Annotated in this window: 21 protein-coding genes; 13 read left to right on the plus strand and 8 right to left on the minus strand. The window is 73.2% G+C overall.

Annotated elements, in window-relative coordinates:
- Positions 1–42: 42 nt before the first annotated feature.
- A complete protein-coding gene (locus NFX31_RS03680; protein ID WP_262956811.1) occupies positions 43–2,025 on the minus strand; it encodes a YhgE/Pip domain-containing protein in 1,983 nt (660 codons plus the stop codon).
- The gene (locus NFX31_RS03685; RefSeq protein WP_262956812.1) at positions 2,022–4,814 is read right to left on the minus strand and encodes an MMPL family transporter; all 2,793 of its coding nucleotides are present in this window, start codon (positions 4,812–4,814) and stop codon (positions 2,022–2,024) included. The genes NFX31_RS03680 and NFX31_RS03685 overlap by 4 nt, the downstream gene beginning before the upstream one ends.
- A gap of 138 nt (positions 4,815–4,952) precedes the next feature.
- On the opposite strand from NFX31_RS03685, the gene NFX31_RS03690 reads away from it, so the two are divergent.
- Positions 4,953–5,573: a TetR/AcrR family transcriptional regulator gene (locus tag NFX31_RS03690; RefSeq protein ID WP_045250126.1), complete on the plus strand. Its 621-nt coding sequence runs from the start codon at positions 4,953–4,955 to the stop codon at positions 5,571–5,573.
- A gap of 100 nt (positions 5,574–5,673) precedes the next feature.
- On the opposite strand, the gene NFX31_RS03695 is transcribed toward NFX31_RS03690, so the two are convergent.
- Complete coding sequence (locus tag NFX31_RS03695) at positions 5,674–6,657, minus strand: o-succinylbenzoate synthase (RefSeq protein WP_262956813.1); 984 nt, start codon at positions 6,655–6,657, stop codon at positions 5,674–5,676.
- A 220-nt stretch (positions 6,658–6,877) separates the two neighbouring features.
- Between NFX31_RS03695 and NFX31_RS03700 the strand changes: the two genes are divergently transcribed.
- The 6 genes from NFX31_RS03700 (at position 6,878) to NFX31_RS03725 (ending at position 12,505) form a co-directional block, all read left to right on the plus strand.
- On the plus strand, positions 6,878–7,201 hold the full coding sequence (locus NFX31_RS03700; protein WP_045250187.1) for a PadR family transcriptional regulator: 324 nt from the start codon (positions 6,878–6,880) through the stop codon (positions 7,199–7,201).
- Positions 7,202–7,216: 15 nt separating this feature from the next.
- Entirely contained in the window at positions 7,217–8,239 is a 1,023-nt protein-coding gene (locus tag NFX31_RS03705) for an HAAS signaling domain-containing protein (RefSeq protein WP_262956814.1), read from the plus strand.
- A 9-nt stretch (positions 8,240–8,248) separates the two neighbouring features.
- A complete protein-coding gene (locus NFX31_RS03710; RefSeq protein WP_262956815.1) occupies positions 8,249–9,166 on the plus strand; it encodes a 1,4-dihydroxy-2-naphthoyl-CoA synthase in 918 nt (305 codons plus the stop codon).
- 99 nt (positions 9,167–9,265) lie between these two features.
- Positions 9,266–10,384 (plus strand): AMP-binding protein, encoded by a 1,119-nt coding sequence (locus tag NFX31_RS03715; RefSeq protein ID WP_262956816.1) that lies wholly within the window; start codon positions 9,266–9,268, stop codon positions 10,382–10,384.
- A gap of 170 nt (positions 10,385–10,554) precedes the next feature.
- Positions 10,555–11,751: a sensor histidine kinase gene (locus NFX31_RS03720; protein ID WP_258955402.1), complete on the plus strand. Its 1,197-nt coding sequence runs from the start codon at positions 10,555–10,557 to the stop codon at positions 11,749–11,751.
- A 115-nt stretch (positions 11,752–11,866) separates the two neighbouring features.
- Positions 11,867–12,505 (plus strand): response regulator, encoded by a 639-nt coding sequence (locus NFX31_RS03725; RefSeq protein WP_045248861.1) that lies wholly within the window; start codon positions 11,867–11,869, stop codon positions 12,503–12,505.
- 22 nt (positions 12,506–12,527) lie between these two features.
- Here NFX31_RS03725 and NFX31_RS03730 read toward each other — a convergent pair whose 3' ends face one another.
- Positions 12,528–13,427, minus strand: a complete 900-nt coding sequence (locus NFX31_RS03730; protein ID WP_045248860.1) for a LysR family transcriptional regulator — start codon at positions 13,425–13,427, stop codon at positions 12,528–12,530.
- Between the two features lie 86 nt (positions 13,428–13,513).
- Here NFX31_RS03730 and NFX31_RS03735 point away from each other — a divergent pair, with 86 nt between their 5' ends.
- The 5 genes from NFX31_RS03735 (at position 13,514) to NFX31_RS03755 (ending at position 17,604) form a co-directional block, all read left to right on the plus strand.
- Entirely contained in the window at positions 13,514–14,014 is a 501-nt protein-coding gene (locus NFX31_RS03735; protein ID WP_045248859.1) for a carboxymuconolactone decarboxylase family protein, read from the plus strand.
- 112 nt (positions 14,015–14,126) lie between these two features.
- Positions 14,127–14,474 (plus strand): PadR family transcriptional regulator, encoded by a 348-nt coding sequence (locus NFX31_RS03740; protein ID WP_091478281.1) that lies wholly within the window; start codon positions 14,127–14,129, stop codon positions 14,472–14,474.
- A gap of 1 nt (position 14,475) precedes the next feature.
- Positions 14,476–15,255 carry a hypothetical protein gene (locus NFX31_RS03745; protein WP_262956817.1) on the plus strand — a complete coding sequence of 260 codons (780 nt, stop codon included), beginning with the start codon at positions 14,476–14,478 and terminating at the stop codon, positions 15,253–15,255.
- A 103-nt stretch (positions 15,256–15,358) separates the two neighbouring features.
- Entirely contained in the window at positions 15,359–16,147 is a 789-nt protein-coding gene (locus tag NFX31_RS03750) for an ABC transporter ATP-binding protein (RefSeq protein WP_045248856.1), read from the plus strand.
- Positions 16,144–17,604: an ABC transporter permease gene (locus tag NFX31_RS03755; RefSeq protein ID WP_045248855.1), complete on the plus strand. Its 1,461-nt coding sequence runs from the start codon at positions 16,144–16,146 to the stop codon at positions 17,602–17,604. Before NFX31_RS03750 ends, NFX31_RS03755 begins: the two co-directional genes overlap by 4 nt.
- Here NFX31_RS03755 and NFX31_RS03760 read toward each other — a convergent pair.
- The 4 genes from NFX31_RS03760 to NFX31_RS03775 all read right to left on the minus strand — a co-directional run bounded on the left by NFX31_RS03760 (position 17,528) and on the right by NFX31_RS03775 (position 20,267).
- Positions 17,528–18,136, minus strand: a complete 609-nt coding sequence (locus tag NFX31_RS03760) for a hypothetical protein (RefSeq protein ID WP_262956818.1) — start codon at positions 18,134–18,136, stop codon at positions 17,528–17,530. The genes NFX31_RS03755 and NFX31_RS03760 overlap by 77 nt on opposite strands.
- Positions 18,133–18,621 carry a SprT-like domain-containing protein gene (locus NFX31_RS03765; protein ID WP_091478276.1) on the minus strand — a complete coding sequence of 163 codons (489 nt, stop codon included), beginning with the start codon at positions 18,619–18,621 and terminating at the stop codon, positions 18,133–18,135. The genes NFX31_RS03760 and NFX31_RS03765 overlap by 4 nt, the downstream gene beginning before the upstream one ends.
- A gap of 98 nt (positions 18,622–18,719) precedes the next feature.
- Entirely contained in the window at positions 18,720–19,247 is a 528-nt protein-coding gene (locus NFX31_RS03770) for a hypothetical protein (protein WP_262956819.1), read from the minus strand.
- Positions 19,248–19,400: 153 nt separating this feature from the next.
- Positions 19,401–20,267 carry a spermidine synthase gene (locus NFX31_RS03775; protein WP_045248852.1) on the minus strand — a complete coding sequence of 289 codons (867 nt, stop codon included), beginning with the start codon at positions 20,265–20,267 and terminating at the stop codon, positions 19,401–19,403.
- A gap of 126 nt (positions 20,268–20,393) precedes the next feature.
- Here NFX31_RS03775 and NFX31_RS03780 point away from each other — a divergent pair, with 126 nt between their 5' ends.
- Complete coding sequence (locus NFX31_RS03780) at positions 20,394–21,908, plus strand: glycoside hydrolase family 3 protein (RefSeq protein WP_262956820.1); 1,515 nt, start codon at positions 20,394–20,396, stop codon at positions 21,906–21,908.
- The last annotated feature ends 236 nt before the right edge of the window (positions 21,909–22,144 follow it).

Raw genomic sequence — 22,144 nt, forward strand, 5'->3', positions numbered from 1 at the left:
GCGGGCGCGGCAGCGAGGGGCGTGCCGCGCCCGCCGTCCGGATCAGACGGCCGGGGCCAGGAGCGCCCTGGTCGAGGTGGTGCGCCGCGCGGTCACCGCGAGGGTCGTGGCGACGAGCGCGAGGACCGTCCACACCACAAGCGCGGCGACGGCGGATCCGGTGCCCTGGTCGCCCAGCAGCGCGGTCGCCGCAGGGGAGGTGGGCAATGCGCCCGCGATCGTGGCGAGCCATCCGGGCAGCGTCGAGATGATGCCCGCGCCGAGAGCGGCGACGCCGATGACCGCGGCGATCCAGCGGCCGATCCCGCCGAGCACGGCGACGAGCGCCTGGTTCACCGCGGCGAACGCCACGCCGGCCAGCACCGCCACGCCCGCGAATGCCCACCAGCGCGCCGGGTCGTACTTAGCCACGATCTCCACCACGAGCGCGACGAGCAGTCCCTGACCCGCGCCGAGCGCCGCGGCGGGGGCGAAGGCGCGCAGGGCGAGCAGCGCCGATGGGCGGCGCGACGTGAGCGCACGCGCCGTGAACGCCCGCATCACGAGGAACGACACGAGTCCGCCGAACCACAGCACGACGGCCGCGAGCAGCGGGATCGCCGTGGGGCCGAACATCCCGCCGGAGGTGTCGGCCTTGACCGGATCCGCGACGACCTCGGCGAGGGATGACGCCTGGCTGTCGGTGCGCTTCGGGAGCGAGTCCGCCGCCTGGTGGAGTCCCGTGGCGAGGCCCGCGGTGCCGGTCGCGAGCGATCCGACGCCGGTGCTGAGCTGGGCGGCGCCGTCGGCGAGCTGCGTCGCGCCGGACTGCAGGCCGGTCGCGCCGGTGGCCAGGTTCCCTGCACCGGTCGCGCTCTGCGTGGTGCCGTCGGCGAGCCGACCGAGACCGTCGGAGAGCTGGTTCACGCCGTCGGCGGCGGCACGGAACTGACCCGCGATCGTGGCGGTGGCTGCGGTGTTGAACTGTGCGACACCGCCAGCTGTCTGTGAAGCGGCCGCTGCAGCTTTCGCCGCTCCAGGTACGAGGTTGTTGGTGGCCCCGTTCGCCATGGCCGCGAGCCTTCCGCAGAATTCAGGTTGCAGTGCGGTGTTGCAATCCTTGCTCAGATCGGTGAGGTCAGTCGCGAAAGCGCTCACGCCGCTGCTCACTGCATCCGTCGCCTGTTTCGTGCCGTTGACGCCGGCGAAGACCTCCGCCGGCACGAGCCCCTGCGCCTGCAGCGTGTCCGCACCCTGCGCGAGCTGTGCGCCCGCCTGGTTCGCGCCGGTCTGCGCCGACGTGATCCCGTTCGCGATCGTGCCGAGGCCGTTCGACAGCTGGGAGGCGCCGTCGGCGAGCTGCCCGGCGCCGTCGGCCAGCTTGGTCGCGCCGTCGGGAAGGGCGGCCGCTCCGGTCGCGGCCGACTTCGCGCCGTTCGCGAGCTTGTCGGCGCCGTCCGCCGCCTCGCCGATCTTGTCGCCGAGGGTGCTGAAGCCGACCAGCACGTTCTGCAGGGTGCTCTTGGAGATCTCCGTGCCCATGGTCGACGCCGCGGTCGCGGCGATCTGGTTGGCGATCAGGCCGTCCGCGGCGCGCGCCTGCGGCGCCGTCGTCACCGAGATCGTGGCCTTCTCCGCCGGCCTCGAAGGATCCTGCACGGCGCTCCCGCCCGACACCGCGGCGGCGGAGAAGCCCTTCGGGATCCGGACGACGGCCTGGTAGGTGCCGTCCTTGAGTCCCGCCGTCGCGTCCTTCTCGTTCGAGACGACCCAGGTCAGGTTCTCGTCCTTCTTCCCCGTGCCGTCCACGAGCCCGGCGGAGAGCTGACGCCCGAGCGGGGCGAGCTGGCCGTTCACGGTCACCGGCTCGTCGTCGTTCACGATCGCGGCGGTCATCGTGTCGAGCCGCTGGGTGGGGTCCTGCAGCGCGGCGACGAGCACGCCGCCCAGGATCGCGGGCAGCAGGAGCACGCCGATCAGGGTGAGGGCCGTGATCGGCTTGTGCGAACGTGCGCGCTCGATCAGCGCGGACAGGCGGTTCGTCATGCGGACACCTCGTCGAGGTCGGTGGTGGTCTGTGCGGGCAGATCGGACGACGGCTGCGGGGCGTCGAGATCGCGGATCCGCGGATCGGCCCAGCCGGCGTCGGCGAGCAGGCGGGCGGCGGCGGGCGCGTCCGCCGCGGTGGCGAGCACCGCGAGCGGGCCGCGCTCCGCGGCGTCGCGCAGCATCGCGGAGGCCTGCTCGGACTGGGCGAGCGTCAGGCGGTCGGCACCGTCGATCACGACTAGCGAGGTGCGCCCGCGCAGGGCGTCCCGCAGCTCGTGCAGCGGATCCGCGGACTCGTCGCGCTCCGCGTCGACGAGCACGCACCCGACGTGTGCGCGCACCCAGGCGGCCCGCCCGGGCAGCAGATGACCGGCCACGCGCAGCCGGCCCTCGGAGGGCACGCGGGCGGCGACCGCCAGCGCCACGGCGCGGCGCACGGTGCCGTCGCCTCCGGTCAGCACGAGCGCGGAGCCCGCGGGCACCCGCAGATCCAGCCCCTGCACGATGCCGGCGACGGCGAGGCCGTCGGCCGCGATCACGGAGTCGTCGCCCGGCCAGGACGCCAGGTGCCGCTCGCGCTCGACCGCCTCGCCCTCGATGTCGACGCTCGGCAGGATCCGCTCGAGCCAGGCGGGGATGCGCCAGGCGCGTTCGCCGAGGATCGCCATCAGAGCGGGGATCAGGGTCATCCGCACGAGGAAGGCGTCGATCGCGATGCCCGCCGCGAGTCCCAGCGCGATCGGCTTGAGCGACGAGTCGCCCTCGGGCACGAACGCCACGAAGACGGCGAACATGATGAGCCCGGCGGCGGTGACGACCTTCGCGGATCCGGTGAAGCCGCTGCGCACCGCGCGCAGGGCGGCCGCGCGGCGCTCGGCGCGGTCATCGCTGCGGGAGCCGGCGTCGTGCACGTAGTCCTCGCGCATGCGGGAGACGAGGAAGACCTGATAGTCCATCGCGAGCCCGAACAGCACGCCCATGAGGATGATCGGCATGAAGCTGATGATCGGTCCGACCCGTGCCACGTGCAGCGCATCCGCGAACCAGCCCCACTCGAACACGGCCGACACCACGCCGAATGCGGCGACGATCGAGAGCAGGTAGCCGAGCGCTGCCGTGACCGGCACCCAGATCGAGCGGAACACGATCGTGAGCAGCACGAGCGACAGGCCGATCACGAAGATCCCGAACGGCAGCAGCGCGGCGCCCAGCTGATCGGAGATGTCGATCGCGACGGCGGTGAAGCCGGTCACCTTCACGTCGATCCCGAACTCCTTGAGCCATTCGTCGTGATGGGAGCGCAGCTCTCGCACGAGGTCGGCGGTCGCCGGGGCGTCCGGGGCGGTGGTCGGGATCACCTGGACGATGCCGGTGTCGGCCGTCTGGTTCGGGGTCGCCAGGGCGATCTCCGCCACCCCCGGCAGCTTCCCGACGGCGTCGCCCAGATCCTTCATCAGACCCACCGGATCCTTCGAGGTGACGATGGTGCCGGTGAGGATGAGCGGGCCGTTGAAGCCGGGGCCGAAGTGCTCCGCGGTCAGGTCGTAGTTCTCCCGCGCCTCGGACCCCTGCGGCTGCACACCGGAGTTCGGCAGGGCGAGCGCCAGGTTCGCGGCCGGCACGGCGACGACGCCGAGACCCAGCACGATCGCGATCGCCACGAGCACGGGATGCTTCGTGACGCCGGTCACCCAGCGCTCCGAGAAGGGGCGGCGCGGACGCGCCTCCTTCTCTCCCTTGCGGGGACGACGCGGCCGCACCGGGCGCCCCGCGACACGTCCCTTCAGGAAGCCCAGGATCGCCGGCGTCAGGGTCACCGCGATGAGCACGGCGATGAGCACGGCGACGGCCGCCGCGATCCCCATCGTGGTGAGGAAGGGGATGCCCGCGAAGCCCAGCCCGACGAGGGCGATCAGCACCGTGATGCCGGCGAAGACCACGGCAGAGCCCGCGGTGCCGGTCGCCCGCGAGGCGGACTCCTCGGGATCCACCCCCGCGCGCACCTGATCCTGATGTCGGGCGGTGATGAACAGCGCGTAGTCGATGCCCACGGCGAGCCCGAGCATGAGGGCGAGCAGCGGCGTGGTCGAGGAGACGGGGGCGAAGGCGGTGGCGGCGAAGATCGCGGCCATCGAGACGCCGACCCCGAGGATCGCGGTGAGCAGCGGCATTCCTGCCACGACGAATGAGCGGAAGGCGACGATCAGCACGAGCAGCGCCACGACGAGGCCGATGCCCTCGGTGATCGAGATCGCGGGGATCGACATCGAGAACAGGTCGCCGCCGATGACCGCCCTGGATCCGCTCGGCAGCTCCTTCTCGAGGTCGCTCACGGCGGTGCGCAGCGTGTCCTTGGTGGCTGCCGAGACGTCGGACGCCTGGCCGTCGAACTGCATCCGCACGATCGCGGCGGAGCGGTCGTCGCTCACCATGCCGGTGACGTGCTCGTCGTAGGGGCTGGTCGCCGCGAGCACGCCGTGCACGTCGCCCAGGTCCTTGACGGTCCGCTCGATCGGCGCCTTGTAGTCGGCGTCGGTGACCCGGTCTCCCGGGGCCGCGACGACGATGAACTGCGCGCTCGTGCCGCTCACCTGGGGGAAGGTGCGCTCGAGCTGCTCGAGGCCCGCCTGCGACTCGGTGCCAGGGATCTTGAACGTGTTGTCGGTGCCCTTGCCGAGGGCGAGGGCGGCGCCGCCTGCGATGCCCAGCACGAGCAGCCAGGCCACGAGCACGCGCCAGGGGTGGCGGAACGACCAGCGTCCGAGCGACGAGAGCAGTGTGGACACGGGTTCCTCCGAGGGATGCACGGGCGGGTTCGATACACTTGTGTATTCGATACGTGAATGTATCGTAGAACGAAGGCCGCGGGATAATCTGTGCGCGGGATGTGAATCGCGCAGAGGCGCGCGACGACGGAGGTGCGGATGACCGGCAGTGCGACCAGGAGCCGGGAGAACACGCGGGCACGGCTGCTCGAGGCCGCGGCGCTGGTGTTCGCCGAGGCGGGACTGGACGGCGCGACCGTCGAGGCCGTGTGCGAGCGCGCGGGCTTCACGCGCGGCGCCTTCTACTCGAACTTCGAGTCGAAGGACGAGCTGTTCCTCGAGCTCGCCGGCACGGTCTCGGCCGAGCGGTTGACGGCCGTGCGGCAGCGGGTGACCGAGCTGAACGAGTCGGGTGCGCTCGCCCAGGACTGCGACGCGACCACGCTCGTGCAGCAGGTCATGGACACGGGAAGCGACGACCGCCTCGGCGTCATGCTGCTCAGCGAGATCCGGCTCCGGGCGCTCCGCGACCACGCCTGGGGCAAGGCCTATCTCAAGCAGGAGCAGGAGATGGTCGCCGGCATCGCCCGGATCATCGAGGACATCGTCGCGAGCGGCACGATGTCGCTGCGGGTCGAGCCGGAGATCGCCGCGCGCATGCTCCTCATCGTGTGGGAGGGCATGACCGTGCGCGGCGCGATGGCCGGCCAGGACGACGCGCAGCTGCGACGCACCGGCAGCACCGAGCTCGGCCGCCTGGTGACGCTGCTGCTCGGCTGACAGCGCACCCCTTTCCTCCTTCCCGTCTATTTGCGCCAAACCGTGGGATTCGGGCCCTGAACCCCACGGTTTGGCGCAAATAGACGGAAGGGGGCGGGGGTCAGCGCTGTGCGAGGGTGGTGCGGCAGCGGGTCAGGCGTGCGATCCACCAGTCGCGGCGATCGGCGGAAGCCTGGAGGCGGGTCAGGGCGGCCGGATCCGGGATGACACGGGCAGGCGACACCCACCCGGCGTGCGGGCGGGCGTCGGCGACGTCGTCGGCGAACAGGGACGCGGTGCCCAGGCCGCAGTCGAACTCGAGCGTGGGGAGCGCCGCGGCCAGCGCCGCCCCGAGCGACAGCCCCACCGCGGTGTCGAGAGCGCTGGAGACGACGGCGGGGAGCCCCGCGTCCGCGACGATGTCGAGCGCGCGGCGGATGCCGCCGAGCGGCTGTGCCTTGACGACGAGCAGGTCGGCCGCACCCGCGCGGGCGACCTCGAGCGGATCCGTCGCCTTCCGCACGCTCTCGTCCGCCGCGACGAGGATGTCCAGATAGCGGATCCGCTCGCGCAGTTCGGCGAGCTCGGCCACGGAGGCGCACGGCTGCTCGGCGTACTCCAGGTCGAAGGGCGCCAGGGCATGGATCGCCCGTTCGGCCTCGTCGACGTTCCAGCCGGCGTTCGCGTCGATCCGGATCCGCCCCTCCGGCCCCATCTCCGCCCGCACGGCGCGCACCCGGGCGATGTCGTCGGCGAGCGTTTGCCCCGCCTCCGCGACCTTGACCTTCGCCGTGCGGCACCCGTCGAAGCGCGCGAGCACGGCCGGCACCCGTTCGGCGGGCACCGCCGGCACCGTGGCGTTCACCGGGATGCGGTCGCGCAGCCCTGCCGGGCGCGGATGCCAGGCGTCGGCGATCGCGGCCTCGAGCCAGGTCGCGGCCTCGTCGTCGCCGTATTCCGGGAAGGGCGAGAACTCGGCCCACCCCTCCGGTCCCTCGAACAGGAGCGCCTCGCGCACGTCCACTCCGCGGAACCGGGTGTGCATCGGCAACGCGACAACCCGCGCGGTCTCGAGGAGCTCGGCGAGGGCGGGGAGGTCGGTCATGCCCCCATCATGCACCCGCAGATCCGCCGACCGGATCCGCCCTGCCCGCAGGTGCGCGCGACGATCTGCACCCCGGGTGACGATCCGCACAGGGATCCGCGCTCGTCGTGTGCGGATCGTCGCACCGTGTGCGGATCGTGGCCGCCGCCGGCGCAGTCGCGGGGTCCGGGGCGAGACGTGCGATTGACAATAGTGTGTGACGCACAATATGGTGTCGAACATGAGCGATGAGGAGTTCGACGGGCATCTGCAGGAGCTGCGGCGCGGAACGATCGTGCTGGCCAGCCTGCGTCTGCTGCGCGAGCCCGGATACGGCTACGGCCTGCTCGAGCAGCTCGGCTCGGCCGGTTTCCCCACCGACGCGAACACCCTCTACCCCCTGCTCCGCCGGCTCGAGAAGCAGGGATACCTGACGAGCGAGTGGAACACCGACGAGGCCCGGCCGCGCAAGTTCTACCGCACCTCCGACGCCGGGCTCCGCCTGGCCGACACCCTCATCCGCGAGCTGGAGGCCATCGCCGCCGCCGCGAAGACGCTTCCCTGACCAGGAGATCCGATCATGACCGAATCCGCCTACGCCGACCGCTACGTCGCCGCCGTCGCCCGCGCCGTGCCCGCCTCCTCGCGCGCCGAGATCCTCGCCGAGCTCGAGGCCTCGATCGCCGAGCAGGTCGAGCCCCGCATCGCCGAGGGAGAGGACCGGGACGGCGCGGAGCGCGAGGTCGTCGCCGCGCTCGGAGAGCCCATCGCGTACGCGTCCTCCCTGCTCGACCGGCCCATGTGGGTGGTCGGGCCCCGCTACTACGCGGCCTGGCTGCGCCTGCTCCGCCTGCTGCTCTGGATCGTGCCGCTGTGCGGGGTCGGCGGCGTGGTGCTCGGTCAGCTCATCGCACGGGCATCCGTGGGCGCGGTCTTCGGCAGCGCCGTCGCGGTGCTGATCCAGACGGTCGTGCACGTGGTGTTCTGGACGACCCTGGTCTTCTTCGTGCTCGAACGCACCGGTTCCACGGGCGACACGATCCTGGACTGGACCCCCGAGCAGCTGCCGCCCACGGCCGAGGCCCGCTCCGGGCGCACGGACCTCATCGCCTCGCTCGTCTTCCTGGCCGTCATGGCCGGCGCGATCGTGTGGGATCGCCTTCTCGGGTTCTTCCCGACGGGCGGATCCCCGATCCCGGTGCTCGCCCCGGAGCCGTGGCCCTGGATCGTGGTGTGGGGGTTCCTCGTCCTCGAAGCCGCGTTCGCTGTCGCCCTCTTCGTGCGACGGCGATGGACGACGGGACTCGCCGTGATCAACACGGTGCTGGCCCTCGCGTTCGCCGCCGCGACGCTCACGCTGCTGGTCCGCGGTGAGCTCGTCAACCCGTCGCTGATCGCCTTCATCACGGAGGCGGGCGGCGAGGGCTTCGCGCGAGGGGAGCGCGCATCGGCGGCGCAGGGCGGGGTGTTCGGGATCCTCGGCGTCGTCGTCGGCTTCAGTCTCGTGCTGTTCGCCGCGTGGGACATCGTCGACGGCTGGCTCAAGCTGCGTCGCGTACGCCGCACAGCGACGCCGCATCCGCGTCCCGGTCGCGCGGAATAGGCTGATCCTGTGACCGACACGCACGTCTCCGACCTGTTCGATCCCGCCGAGTGGACGCTCGCGCCCGGTGCCGGGGAGTACACCGACATCACCGCGCACGTCTCGAACGACGGCCGGATCGCAAGGATCGCGTTCGACCGGCCGGAGGTGCGCAACGCCTTCCGGCCGCACACCGTCGACGAGCTGTACCGGGCTCTGGACGCGGCGCGGCAGGATCCCCGCATCGGCGTGGTGCTGCTCACCGGCAACGGCCCGAGCCCGAAGGACGGCGGCTGGGCATTCTGCTCGGGCGGTGATCAGCGGATCCGCGGCCGCGACGGCTACAAGTACTCCGACGACGAGAGCGCGGTGCCTGCCGACGCGCAGGCCAGGGCGGGACGCCTGCACATCCTCGAGGTGCAGCGGCTCATCCGCTTCATGCCGAAGGTCGTCATCGCCGTGGTGCCCGGATGGGCGGCCGGCGGCGGTCACTCGCTCCACGTCGTCTGCGACCTGACGATCGCGAGCGCCGAGCACGGTCGGTTCAAGCAGACCGATGCGGATGTCGGATCCTTCGACGCCGGATACGGATCCGCGTACATGGCGCGCCAGACCGGGCAGAAGTTCGCCCGCGAGGTGTTCTTCCTCGCGGAGGAGTACTCGGCCGAGCGCGCGATGCGGGCGGGCGCGGTGAACCGCGTCGTGCCGCACGCCGACCTCGAGCGCGAGGCGGTCGCGATCGCGCGCACGATCCTCACCAAGTCGCCCACGGCGATCCGCATGCTCAAGTTCGCCTTCAACGCCGTCGACGACGGGCTGGTCGGCCAGCAGGTGTTCGCGGGCGAGGCGACGCGCCTGGCGTACGGCACGGACGAGGCCGTCGAAGGCCGCGACTCCTTCCTCGAGAAGCGGGAGCCCGACTGGTCTCCCTACCCCTGGCACTTCTGACGCCATGCCCCAGGGGTTGAAAGCGCGCATTTGGCTGGATCCGCGCCCCGGGTGGAGCCATTCGCGCGCTCTGAACGCGAGTCTCGCAGGCGGCCGGGCGTGAGGCTGCGGGGGACCGACGGGGCGGATCCGATCGCGGTGCAGGCGGCGCTTCCTGCCGCGCTCGACGGCACGGCGCCGCTCGCGCTCGGCTTCGAGCCGGGGCCCGACGACGTCGTGCCCGAGGGCACCGCGGCGGTCATCGCGACCTCCGGATCCACGGGCGTGCCGAAGCGGGTCGTGCTCTCCGCCGCCGCGCTGCGGGCGAGCGCCGCGGCCACGGCGGAGCGGATCGGATCCGGGCGCTGGACCCTCGCGCTCTCGGCGGGCTACGTCGCGGGGCTGCAGGTGCTCGTGCGCGCGCACCTCGCCGGCACCGAGCCGGCGCTGCTGGAGGGGCGGTTCGCACCGGGGGCGTTCGTCGCGGCGACCCGCGGCCTCGGCGCGGGACCCCGATACACCTCGCTCGTGCCGGCGCAGCTGGCGACGCTGGTCGACGCGGCCGATGAGCGGGAGGTGCGCGCCGCGCTGGCCTCGTACGACGCGGTGCTCATCGGAGGGCAGGCGCTCCCGCCCGTCCTGCGGGAGCGGGCCGCGGAGGTGGGTGCGCGGATCGTGCGCACCTACGGCTCCAGCGAGACCGCGGGCGGGTGCGTGTACGACGGCGCGCCGCTCGACGGTGTGCGGGCGGAGGCCGTCGACGGTGAGATCCGTCTGACCGGGCCGATGCTCGCCGACGGCTACCTGGGCGATCCCGGCCTGACCGCGCGCGCCTTCGCCGTCGACGCGGACGGGGTGCGCTGGTACCGCACGGGCGACTCCGGCACGGTCGCGGACGGCCGCGTCGCGGTGACCGGCCGCCTCGACAACGTCATCGTGTCGGGCGGGATCAACGTCTCCCTGGACCGGGTCGAACGCGCCGTGCGGTCGGTCCCGGGGCTGGAGGGCGCGGTGGTGGTCGCGGTGGACGACGAGCGCTGGGGCCAGGGCTCCGCGATCGTCGCCGCCGGCCCGGAGACAGAGGGGGAGGCGCTCCTCGCCGCTGCGCGCGACAGGGTCGCGGCCGAAGTGGGCACAGTGGCGCGCCCCTCACGCATCCTGATGCTCGCCGAGGTCCCGCTGCTCACCTCGGGCAAGCCCGACCGCCGCGCGATCGCCGCCCTGGCGAACGCCCGCTGAGCCGCCCCGGGCCCCCGCCCCGCCCCCCGGGCCGCCCTCATCCCGTTCGCTGGTCGCGTTCTGCGGGTATCCGCGAAGGATGACCGCCATCTTCGACCAGTGAGCGGCGCGCCCGGGGATACATCTCCGGGCGGATGACCGGGGCGGACCCCGTCGCGTACCGTGAGGGGGTGTTCCGCTCCGTCCCGCGCTTCTGGCTCGTCTTCGACATCGTGGGCAGCGCCGTCGGCCTGCTCCTCACGCTGCCGCTGACGTTCACCTTCGAGGCCGGCACCATGAGCCGGTGGATCCCCGACGGCACCGCGTCGTACCTGCTCGTGCTGCTGGTCGCGGTGATCCTGTGGGGCGCGGCTGCGATCAGCCGGCTCTCCCCGGTGCTCGCCCTCGGCGTGGCGTGGTTCGGCGCCGTGGTGCAGATGGCGTGCGGCTTCTCGCCGGGCGCCTACGACCTGGCGATCCTCGCGGTGGTCTTCGCGACGTCGGCGTGGGGGTCGGTGAGACTGCTCTGGATCGGCGGCGCCTCTGCGCTGGGCGGTGGCCTCCTCGCCGGCATCTACATGTCCCTGATCAACGAGCAGGCCCTGATCCAGGATGCCGAGACGGGGCTGCGCGTCGCGCTGGTCGCGGTGCTGCTCGGCACCGTGTCGGTGCTCACCCTGGTGATGGCCTGGGGCGGCGGACTGCTCTGGCGGGTCGTGCTGCGCGGGCGGAGGACCCGCGAGGCGCAGGTGCGGGCGGAGGCGGTGGCGGTCGCGGAGCAAGAGCGCGTGCGGATCGCGCGCGACATGCACGACGTCGTCGCGCATTCGCTCGCGGTCGTGATCGCGCAGTCCGACGGGGCCCGATACGCGGCGGCCGCGGATCCGGCCCAGGCGACGGCCGCCCTCGTCACGATCGGCCAGACCGCGCGCGCTGCGCTGTCCGATGTGCGGCTGCTGCTGGCGCAGCTGCGCCACAGCGAGGGCGAGGGGCCGCAGCCGACCCTCGCCGACCTGGAGACGCTCTACGCGCAGGTGCGCGCCGCCGGCGTCGAGCCGCGGGTGACCGTCGATCCCACGCCGCCGGGGGAGCCCCCCGCTTCGATCCAGTTGGCCGTGTACCGGATCCTGCAGGAGGCACTGACCAACGCGATCCGGCACGGGACGGGCGACGTGGACGTGCGGCTGAGCTGGTACGCCGATGCGGTGCACCTCGTGGTGCGCAACGGGGTGCCGGCGACGCCGCGCCAGACGTCGGCCGAGCGCGGGCACGGCCTGATCGGGATGCGCGAGCGCGCGCAGCTCGTGGGCGGCACGCTGGTGGCCGAGCACGAGGGATCCGACTTCGTGGTGAGCGCAGCCCTGCCTGTCGGACCGGCTCCCGCGTGACCGCGGCGCCCGCCGTCTGCGCGGAGGCCGCGACGGGGACGGACGAGACCGGCGCCGGAAGGATGACAGACTCTTCTGAGAGGTGCGGGGGATCCGCGCGGGACGAGGAGGCGGGATGATCCGGGTCGTGCTGGTCGACGACCAGGCGCTGTTCCGCGCCGGCATCCGCATGCTCGTCGCCTCCCAGCCCGACCTCGAGGTCGTCGGCGAGGCGGGTGACGGCCAGGAGGCTCTCCAGGTCGTGCGGGCCACGCGCCCCGACGTCGTGATGATGGACATCCGGATGCCCGTCATGGATGGCCTGACCGCGACCGCCCTCATCCTGGAGGAGCCGGATCCGCCCCGCATCGTCATGCTCACGACGTTCGACCTCGACGAGGCCGCCGCACGGGCGATCCGTCAGGGGGCCAGCGGCTTCCTGCTGAAGGACGCGGATCCGGAGTTCCTGCTCGCGGCGATCCGCACCGTGCACTCCGGCTCCAGCGTGATCGCGGCCTCGGCGACCCGGGAGCTCTTCGCGCACTTCGCCGCTCCCGAGCAGGTGCCGGTGCCGCCGAGCTACCTCGACCTCACCGAGCGCGAGAAGGAGATCTTCGCGCTCGCGGCGCGCGGCCTGTCCAATGCCGAGATCGCGGCCCGCGAGTTCCTCTCCGAGGCGACCGTGAAGACGCATATCAGCCGCATCCTCACCAAGCTCGCCCTGCGCGATCGCGTGCAGCTGGTGGTGTTCGCTTTCGAGCACGGCCTCAACTGAGCCCGGCGGGACGGGCCCCGGCTCAGGATCCGTCCCGACGCGCTCCCGCGAGTGCGCTCCGATCGCGCAACAGGGCGAGGAGGGCGCGCGCGGCCCGCGTCGGGCCCGGCCGCCACACGGCGCCGAGGCGGGAGCGCACCGAGGGGGCGTCGATCGGGACGGCGCGGATGTCGTCCCAGCGCCGGCAGGTCGCGGCGCTCACGACCCCGACGCCGAGCCCGCGCACGGCGAGCTTCTGCACGACCGCCGGAGTGGACACCTCCCAGCGCGGCGCCGTCGCCCCGTGCAGCCCGGCGAGGAGGGCGTTCAGGGCCGCCCGATCGCCGGTGCCCTCGGGAAGGGCGATGAGATCCATCCCGGCCAGCTCTGCCGGGCGGATCCTGCGTCGCGCCGCCCAGGGGTGATCGGGGGAGATCACCGCGACGAGCGGATCGTCGAAGATCGCGAAGGCCTCGAGGCCGTCCGGCGGCTGCTCCGCCCAGGCCACGAGGGCGACGTCGAGCTCGCCGCGGCGCACCGCCTGGGCCAGGCGGCTCGAGGTGTCCTCGCGCAGCCGCAGGTCGAGTCCGGGATGGGCGGCGCCGATCTCCGCGAGCGCGTCGTAGAAGGCGGGCCAGGTGAGGCCGAAGACCGTGCCGACGCGCAGGGAGCCGAGCAGGAGCCCGCGCAGATCCGCAGCGGTCGCACTGATCTCGCCGATCGCCTCGAGCGCGGCGCGGAGGACGGGGAGCAGGCGCTGGCCGTCGTCGGTGAGAGTCACCCGGCGTCCGCTGCGGTCGAACAGGGCGACGCCGAGCTCGCGCTCCAGCTTCTGCACCTGCGTGCTCACGCCGGACTGGCTCACGTGCACGACCTCGGCCGCCGCGGTGAAGGACCCGGTCTCCACGACGGCGAGGACGTATCTCAGCTGATGCAGTTCCATCTCTCCGACAGATGATAGCCATCGGATCCAGCTGTTGGACGGATGGTGCGCCCCGGCGGGATCCTGAACGGGACGAAAGGAACGCCATGAACACGATCGAGAACACCGCCGTGCACGAGGACCTCGTCCCGGTGCCGGTGCGTCTGGACATCGACACGGTGGCCCCGCGCTTCTCGCGCGCGCTCGCCGGGCTCGACGCCGCGATGGTCCGCGAGCTCGACGCGGCCGGCATCGACGCCGGACTGCGGGAGCTGGTGCGCCTGCGCGCCTCGCAGATCAACGGCTGCAGCTACTGCGTGGACCTGCACTCGGGCGACGCGGCGAAGGCGGGGGAGGCGGCGCGCCGGATCGCGGCGGTCGCCGTGTGGCAGGAGTCGCCCTTCTTCACCGCCCGCGAGCGGGCGGCGTTCCAGCTGACAGAGAGCATCACGCGCCTGTCGGAGACCCACGTGCCCGATGCGGACTGGGCGGCTGCGGCGACGCGGTTCTCGCCGGAGGAGCTGGGTGCCCTCGTCTCGCTGATCGTCGTGATCAATGCTTGGAACGCTGTGGGCGTCTCGACGCACGCCTGGACCGGGTCGATGTGATCCGGTGCCGCGCTCGCGCCGCTCCGGATCGGCACGAGCGCGGCCGTCGTTGAGGGTGAACTCTCAGGAACCCAGACTGTCGATGCATCGACAGTCTGGGTAAAGTCGACGCATGGCTGACGACCGACTCCGAGGAAACCTCGAGATGCTGATCCTGGCGACGCTCGCGCGCGGATCCGCCCACGGCTACGCGCTCGCCGAAGCCCTGCGCGCGACCAGCGGCGGCGAGTTCGACGTGCCGGAGGGCTCGCTCTATCCCGCGCTGCATCGGCTGGAGCGCAGCGGCGCCGTCGCGAGCGAGTGGGTGCACGACGGTCGCCGGCGGCGCGTCTACGCGATCACCGCCGACGGTGCGACGCAGCTCGCCCGCGAGACACGCGCGTGGCGGCGCTTCGCGGACGGCGTGGCCTCGACGCTCGCCGCGGGTGCGATCCGACCCGCGGTCGGGCAGGGGGTGTGAGATGAGCGACGCGATCGACCGCTATGTCGCCGGCCTCGCCGACCGCCTGGGCGCGGGCCGTGACACATGGCGCCTTCTGGCCGAGACCGACGCGCACCTGCGCGACGCGCAGGCGGCGCTGCAGGCGCAGGGGATGGCCGCCGACGCCGCGGCCGATTCGGCCGTCGCACGGTTCGGCGACCCGGCCGTGGTCGCGAAGGCGCCGTCGCCGCGCCGCCGCGCTCTCGGCCTCTTCAGCGGGGCATGGCTCGTCGTGGCGCTCGGGCTGGTCGTGATCGGCGTCAGCGGGCTGGTCTCGTGGGCGCTCGAAGCGCTCCTCGGCCCCGCGTTCCTCGCCGGGGACGTGAACGGGGTGACGTACACCGCTGCGCGGTGTGCGGACTTCCTCGGGTTCTTCCCGGACGCCGGCAGCTGCGCCGCGGCCGCGGCGATGCACCACTCCGAGGAGATCGTGTCCGAGCGTCTCGCGACCGGGGTGCTCGGCCTGCTCCTGCTGCTGGTCTGGCTTCTGGTGCGCAGCATCCGCGGCGCCGTGCCGATCGCCCGCGAGGACCGCCGCCTGCTGCTCATCGCGAGCGCGGTCGCCTATCTCGGCGTGGGCATGGCGGGCTTCGGATCGGGTGTGCTCTCGGTGCTCCTCGACCTCGCGCGCGGTCTGGCGGTCGCGGGCGTGGGCGTGCGGCTCAGCGACGGCGCGATCGCCCTGGTCGCGGGCGTCGTCGCCGTCATCCTCGTCGTGCGCTTCGCCCGACGCGGCGTTGCGGCGCGCCCCGCCGCCTGATCCTCGTCGAGGGATCCGGACCACCGGGATCATCCTGCAGATGTACGCGGATGATCCCGGAGGCCGACGCGCCGGTCGGAGGCGGATCCGTAGCGTCGAAGCCATGGAGATCACGACGAGCGACCTGGGACTCGCAGCCCGCGTCCAGCACCTCACCAAGACCTACGGATCCGGAGAGGGCGCGGTGCGTGCTCTCGACGACGTCAGCGTCGGGATCCGTCGCGGTCAGTTCACGGCGATCATGGGGGCATCCGGGTCGGGCAAGTCGACCCTGATGCACATCATGGCGGGCCTGGACACCCCGACGCGCGGCCGCGCGTGGATCGGCGACACCGAGATCACCGGCCTCGGCGACCTCGACCTCACGATCCTGCGCCGCCGCCGGGTCGGCTTCATCTTCCAGGCGTTCAACCTGGTGCCGACCCTCGACGCGCTCGGCAACATCCTGCTGCCGTTCGAGCTCGACGGGCGTCGCCCTTCGGCGATCGAGCGGGCGAGGATCGACTCGCTCGTCGAGATCCTCGGCATCGGCCCGCGGCTGCGTCATCGTCCGCACCAGCTCTCCGGCGGGCAGCAGCAGCGCGTGGCGATCGCCCGCGCCCTCGCCACCGCGCCCGATCTCGTGTTCGCCGACGAGCCCACCGGAAACCTGGACTCCGCGTCCGGCCGTGAGGTGCTGCAGCTGCTCTCGACCGCGAGCCGCGAGCAGGGGCAGTCGATCGCGATGGTCACGCACGACGCGATCGCCGCCAGCTACGCCGATCGCGTGCTGTTCCTCGGCGACGGCCGCATCGTCGCCGACCATCCGCGCCGCAGCGCCGACGAGATCGCAGCCCTCATGCTGTCGGGCGGCACGCCCGCCGCGGCGGCCCCGGTGGGGGTGACGGCATGACCGCGGTCGCGCCGACGCTCCTGGAGACGCCGCTGACCCCGTCGCGGCTCGCGTTCCTCCGCGAGCGCGGAATGGGCTCGAGCGTGTTCGTCGCCGCGCTCACCGCCGCATTCGGCGTGATCCTCGTCGACACCACCGCCTTCCTGGGCGCGCTTCTGCAGAGCGATCCGACGATCGGCGACAGCAAGACCCTCGCGTACGTCGTGCAGATCCTCTCGGTGCTGCTCACCGCCGTCGCGATGTACGTCGCCGCGATCGTCACCGCGAACACGTTCTCCACGATCGTCGCGGGTCGCACGCGCAGGATCGCGCTCCTGCGGCTCATCGGCGCCTCGGCGAAGGCCCAGCGCACGGAGGTGGCCGGACAGGGGCTCGCCGTCGGCGTCCTCGGGTCCGCCCTGGGGCTCGTCGCGGGCGTGCTGCTGAGCTGGGCCGGGATCGCTATCGGATCCGCCGCGTTCGCGCACGCACCGCTCGGCTTCTCGCCGCTGCAGCCCGCTGTGCTGATCCCGGCCGTCGGGGTCGCGCTCACCACGTGGCTCGCTGCGTGGGCCGGATCCCGACGGGTCCTGACCGTCACGCCGCTGCAGGCGCTCGCCGGGTCGGCCGAGCGCAGCGCCGCCGAGATCGGCAGCATCTCCTCGCGGCACCTCGGCGCGATCACGATGTTCGTGCTGGGCGGAGCGCTGCTCGCCGGCGGCGTCGTCTACGGGCTGACCTCGCCGCTCGGCGTGGTGGTGGCGTTCTTCGGCGGGGTCTTCTCGTTCACGGGCCTCGCGATCGGCGCCGCGCTGATCATGCCGCCGGTGCTGCGGATGGTCGGGGGCCTGTTCGGGCGCAGCGCCACCGCCCGGCTCGCGGCCGAGAACGCGCTGCGGCACCCGGAGCGGTCGAGCCGCATGGCGATCGGCGTGGTCATGGGCGTCACCCTGGTGACGATGTTCGCGGTGGCGATGGAGTCGGCCAAGGCGCTCGTGGTGCGCACGAGCGCGGAGCAGCTGCCGCCCGAGTACTTCGCCCCCTTCGACGTGTTCGGCACCGTGATGATGGTGCTCGTCGCCGTCTCCGCCGTGATCGCGGCGGTCGGGCTGGTCAACCTGCTCACGATCGGGGTCGTGCAGCGCCGGCGCGAGCTGGGCCTGCTGCGCGCCATCGGCCTGACCAACCGGCAGGTGCGCCGGATGGTGCTCCTCGAGGCGGCGCACGTGACGATCGCCGCCACAGCGACGGGCCTCGTGCTGGGTGTCGCCTACGGGTGGATCGCGGCACAGTCGCTGCTGGGATCCGTGCCGTCGATGCCCGACTTCCAGCCCGCGGGGCTCATCGCCCCGGTCGTCCCCTGGGTGCCCGTGGTCGCGATCGTCGTGGCCACGGCGGTGCTCACTCTCGTGGCGTCGGTCGCCCCGACGCGCCTGGCGACCCGGGTCGCCCCGGTCGAGGCGCTCGCCGCCGACTGACCGGCGCACGACCTGCGGACGCGGGGCCGTCGTCCTCGGCGGCGGCCCTGTCCCAGCCGCGGGCGAGACGGCGGATCCGCAGGCCGCGCCACTGCCACGCCACCCACAGCACGGGCAGGAGCAGCGCGGATCCGGGTCCGCCGAACACGAGGCGGTCCCTCCAGAGCGCCCGCCCGTCCGGCAGCGGCGAGACGGCCATGCGGTGGTCCCAGATGTCGAGCGAGGCGAGCGGCCCGGTCAACGGGATGCCGCTGTCGCGGAGGATCCGCACCGTCTCGCCGTGGTGCTCGCGCGTCTCGTCGTAGGCGCCGATGAGCTGCGTGCCGACCGTGATCCGCCCGAACAGGCGCAACCGCACGGCGGAGTGCAGCAGCGAGCCCTCGTCCGCGTGCGTGAGCGGCTCGACCACGAGCACCGGGGCGTAGAGCGAGGTCAGCACGGCGGGCGAGTGCAGCGCCGCCCACGCCGCGTCGGCGCTCGCGTGGATGCGGAATCGCAGCTGCACCTGGTGCCGTCGCGGTCGCGGCGTCATCGGGGCATCACCGCCGCGCGGCGGTCGGCCGCGGTGATCTCGCGCCGCGTCCACACCAGCAGGAAGCGCTCGTCGTAGCGGCGCGAGCAGCGCGCGCACGACGACGCGCGCGTCGGGCGGCGATGACGGTAGGTCACGTGGCCGGTAGGGCAGCGGCCCACCCAGGGGGCGAGCTCGACGGCGGTCTCGCCGCGGTGCGTGGTGCCGCCGACGTAGCCGAGCGAGCGGGCGACGCGCTTCCATGCCGTGCCGTGCGCGGCGTCGTGGCCGGCCAGCGCGTGGGCCACCTCGTGCAGCAGCACCTGGTGGATCTCGTCGTCGTCGAAGCGCGCGGCGAGATAGCGCGAGACCGTGATCCGCTTGTCGCGGTAGTTGCAGGCTCCCGCCCGGCGCTTGGCGTTGTCGAAGCCGAACGACCACGTCGGATCCAGATGCAGCCGGATCAGCGCCTCGCCCCAGACCCGGACACGTTCCAACTCGGCCATGCACTCACGTTAGGGGATGCCCCGGACATCCGGGCGCACTACGCGGCACGACGGTCCGCAGGGAGCCGCGCCGTTCTGCAGCGAGCGCCGGCGAAGGGTCAGCCGTTGACGGCGACCGGGTCGCGGTGGCGCTCCACGGTCTCGATGGCGAGCAGCGCCGCCTCGAGCTCGCTGTCGGCGGCCCCCGCCTCCCGGCGCAGGAACAGCGTGCGCTTGAAGCTCTCCCTGGCCTGCTCGTAATCGCCGGCCTCGAAGGCGTTGCGGCCCCGGTGCTGGTGCGCGAACGCGGCGATCGGGATCCAGCCCTGGCCCTCGGCCTCTGCCACGCAGGTGGCGAGCTCGTGATCGGCGGCGGCGTGCGCGCGCCGGTACTGCAGCACGGTCGCGTGCAGCACGCGCGCGCGGATCAGATCCTTGCGGGTGCCGGCCATGCGCGCCTGGCGCACCGCCTCGTCGGCCAGCACGAGCGCGTCGTCGAGGCGGCCGAGCACCTTCAGCAGCCACACGCGCTCGAGCATCGACGGGAGGCTGCGCTGGTCGCCGATCTCCTCGAGACGGGCCCCGCACTCGGAGGGATCCACGAGCTCACGCAGAGAGTCCGGGTCGTATCCCTTGATGTAGCCCACGCGCCGCCCTCCTGTACCGCTCGCCGTGTCCTCCAGTCTGCCTGCGGATCCCGAGCATCCGCGAAGGTCCCCAGGCGTGCCGTGGATCCGACCGCGGGAGGGGGGCTCCGACCCGACCGGTGAGTGCGATGAGACGGCGGAGGGGCGCGCGCGTCAGCGCAGGAACAGGCCGGCGTCGGGCCGGGGGGAGGCGACCGCGGTCGCATCGGTGACGATCGCCGCGTCCTTCGCGAACGCCGTCACCTCGGCGCCGTGCGCGAGCTTGGCCGGATGCGGGCCCGCGGCGAGGATGCGCGGCAGTGCGTCGGACGGCAGCGGCGCGGCCGATGCGGCGAGCACCAGGTTGCCGAACCGGCGGCCCTTCAGGATCTGCGCGTCGGCGAGGATCGCGACCTCGGGCAGCACCGTCCGGATCGTGGCCACCTGGCGTCGGGCGAAGGCGAGCCCGGGGCCGTCCGCGACGTTCACGAGCAGCACGCCGGTCGGCGCGAGCAGGGCGGCCAGCTCCGCGTAGAACTCGACGCTCGTGAGATGGGCCGGCGTCTGCGCGCCGGAGTACACGTCGGCGACGACCAGGTCGACCGCGCCGGCGAGCGCCGGAGGCAGCCGCCGCACGCCCTCGCGGGCGTCGCCGATGCGGATCCGGATCGCGGCGCCGCGCGGCAGCGGCAGGTGCTCGCGCACCAGGTCGACGAGCGGGGCCTCCAGCTCGATGACCTGCTGGCGGGATCCGGGGCGGGTGGCGGCGATGTAGCGGGGGATGGTCAGCGCCCCCGCGCCCAGATGCACCGCGGTGATCGGCGCGCCGGGGGTGGCGAGCTGGTCGATCAGCGCGCCCATCCGCACGATGTACTCGAAGTGCAGATGCGTCGGGTCGGCGGGGTCCACGTGCGACTGGGGCGTCTCGTCGATGAGCAGCTCGAACCCGCCGCCGAACTCCGCCGGCACCACGCGTGCGATCCCGCCGGATCCCAGTCGCGCCGCCGGGTGCTCGGTGTCCTTCGTGCGCGCTCTGCCCATGGGACGAGCGTAGGACGCCTGCGCCGGGCTTGGCGCACAGGAGGGCACGGAACGCTTGCACCGGGGTTTGTTAGTAGTGGATGCTTAATGCGGCGCGCCGCGCCGACGGATCGACGAGGAGACCTCATGACCCCCGCCCCCCGCGCCCTCCCGGCCGACGAGCTCGCCCGCCTCGCCAACGGCGTGCTGTGGCCCGGATTCCTCGGCACCGAGCTGCCGGAGTGGCTCGCCGCGGAGCTACGGGACGGGCTCGCCGGCGTCGTGTACTTCGCGCAGAACCTCTCGCCGCGCCTCGACGCGCTGAGCGCCGCGATCCACGAGGCCAACCCGCGGGCGCTCATCGGCGTCGACGAGGAGGGCGGCAGCGTCACCCGCCTCGAGGCGCGCACCGGATCCACGGTCCCCGGCGCCGCGCAGCTCGGCGCGCTCGACGATCCCGCCGCCACCAGGGCGACCGGAGCCGAGCTCGCCCGCCGGGTCCGCGCGGCGGGCGCCGACGTGCTCATCGGGCCTGTCGCCGACGTCAACACCGATCCGCGCAACCCCGTCATCGGGGTGCGGTCCTTCGGCGCGCAGACCGACCTGGTGTCCCGGCACGCCGCTGCCGAGGTCGAGGGCCTGCAGGGGACCGGCGTCGCGGCGTGCGTCAAGCACTTCCCCGGCCACGGCGACACCGCGCTCGACTCGCACCACGACCTGCCGCGGATCACGGGCGACCCGGAGGAGTTCGACCGCGTGCACGTCGCGCCGTTCCGTGCCGCGATCGCCGCCGGCGCGCGGTCGGTCATGACGGCGCACATCGTCGTGCCCGCGTGGGGCGAGGCGCCCGCCACGCTCAACCCGCAGGTGCTGGGGATGCTCCGCGCCGAGGGGTTCGACGGCGTGATCGTCACCGACGCCCTCGACATGGCCGCGATCCGCGAGTCGGTGGGCATCGGCGGGGGAGCGGTCCGCGCGCTCGCCGCGGGGGCCGATCTGCTCTGCATCGGCAACCCCACGAACCCCGGCGCCGCGGCGGCGGCCGACCAGGATCGGCGCGACTTCCGCGCGGCGAAGGACGCGATCGTGCAGGCCCTGGCCGACGGCGCGCTGAGCGTCGAGCGCGTCGCGGAGGCCGCGGCGCGGGTCGCGCGGCTGGCCGACGAGCTCGCGGCGGAGCGGGCGCGCACGCCCGTGGCCGCGCCGGTCGACCTGAGCGACGTCGTGCGCCGCTCGCTCACCGTGCGGGGAGCGCTCGGATCCCCTGCGGCGGAGCTCGTGGCGCTGGACGCGCGCCGCCGCGCCACCCTCGCCGTCGACAGCGCCGCGCCTTACGTCGTCGACGCGCTGACCGGCGGCGGCTGGTCGCTCCGGGTCGACGCCGAGCGGGCGGGCGACGCGGAGATCGCGGATGCGGTCGCCGGAGCCCGCGCCGCGGCCGCGGAGCGCGACGCGCGCGTCGTCGTGCTCGTCGACCGCATCGACACCGACGAGGCGCAGCGCCGGCTCGTGGACGCGGTCGCGGCAGCGGATCCGGATGCGGTCGTGGTCAACGTCGGCCTCCCCGGACCCGATCTCGCACTCCCGGTCGTCGACGTGCGGGCGAGCAGCCGGATCGGTGCCGAGCTCGCCCGGGAGGCGCTCGTCGGCGCCGTTCGATGACTCCGGGACGCCGCTCTGAGGAGGCGCGCGCCCGGGTTATACCCCTGTCGGCGCAGAAGGTCAAGAATCGCGCTTGCCATGTCGCGATTTCCGATCTATAGTTGATCTTTGCGCCTCGCTCCTCCCTGCCCTCATATGGTGGTCGGCAGACTCCGTACGTTCCTCGCTCCTCGACAGAGCGCCTTCAGCGTGCGGCCGTGTGACGCGGCGCACTCCACCTGACGACGAGGAATCGA

Origin of the sequence: Microbacterium azadirachtae (assembly GCF_025583665.1) — a bacterium.
GTDB lineage: Bacteria > Actinomycetota > Actinomycetes > Actinomycetales > Microbacteriaceae > Microbacterium > Microbacterium azadirachtae.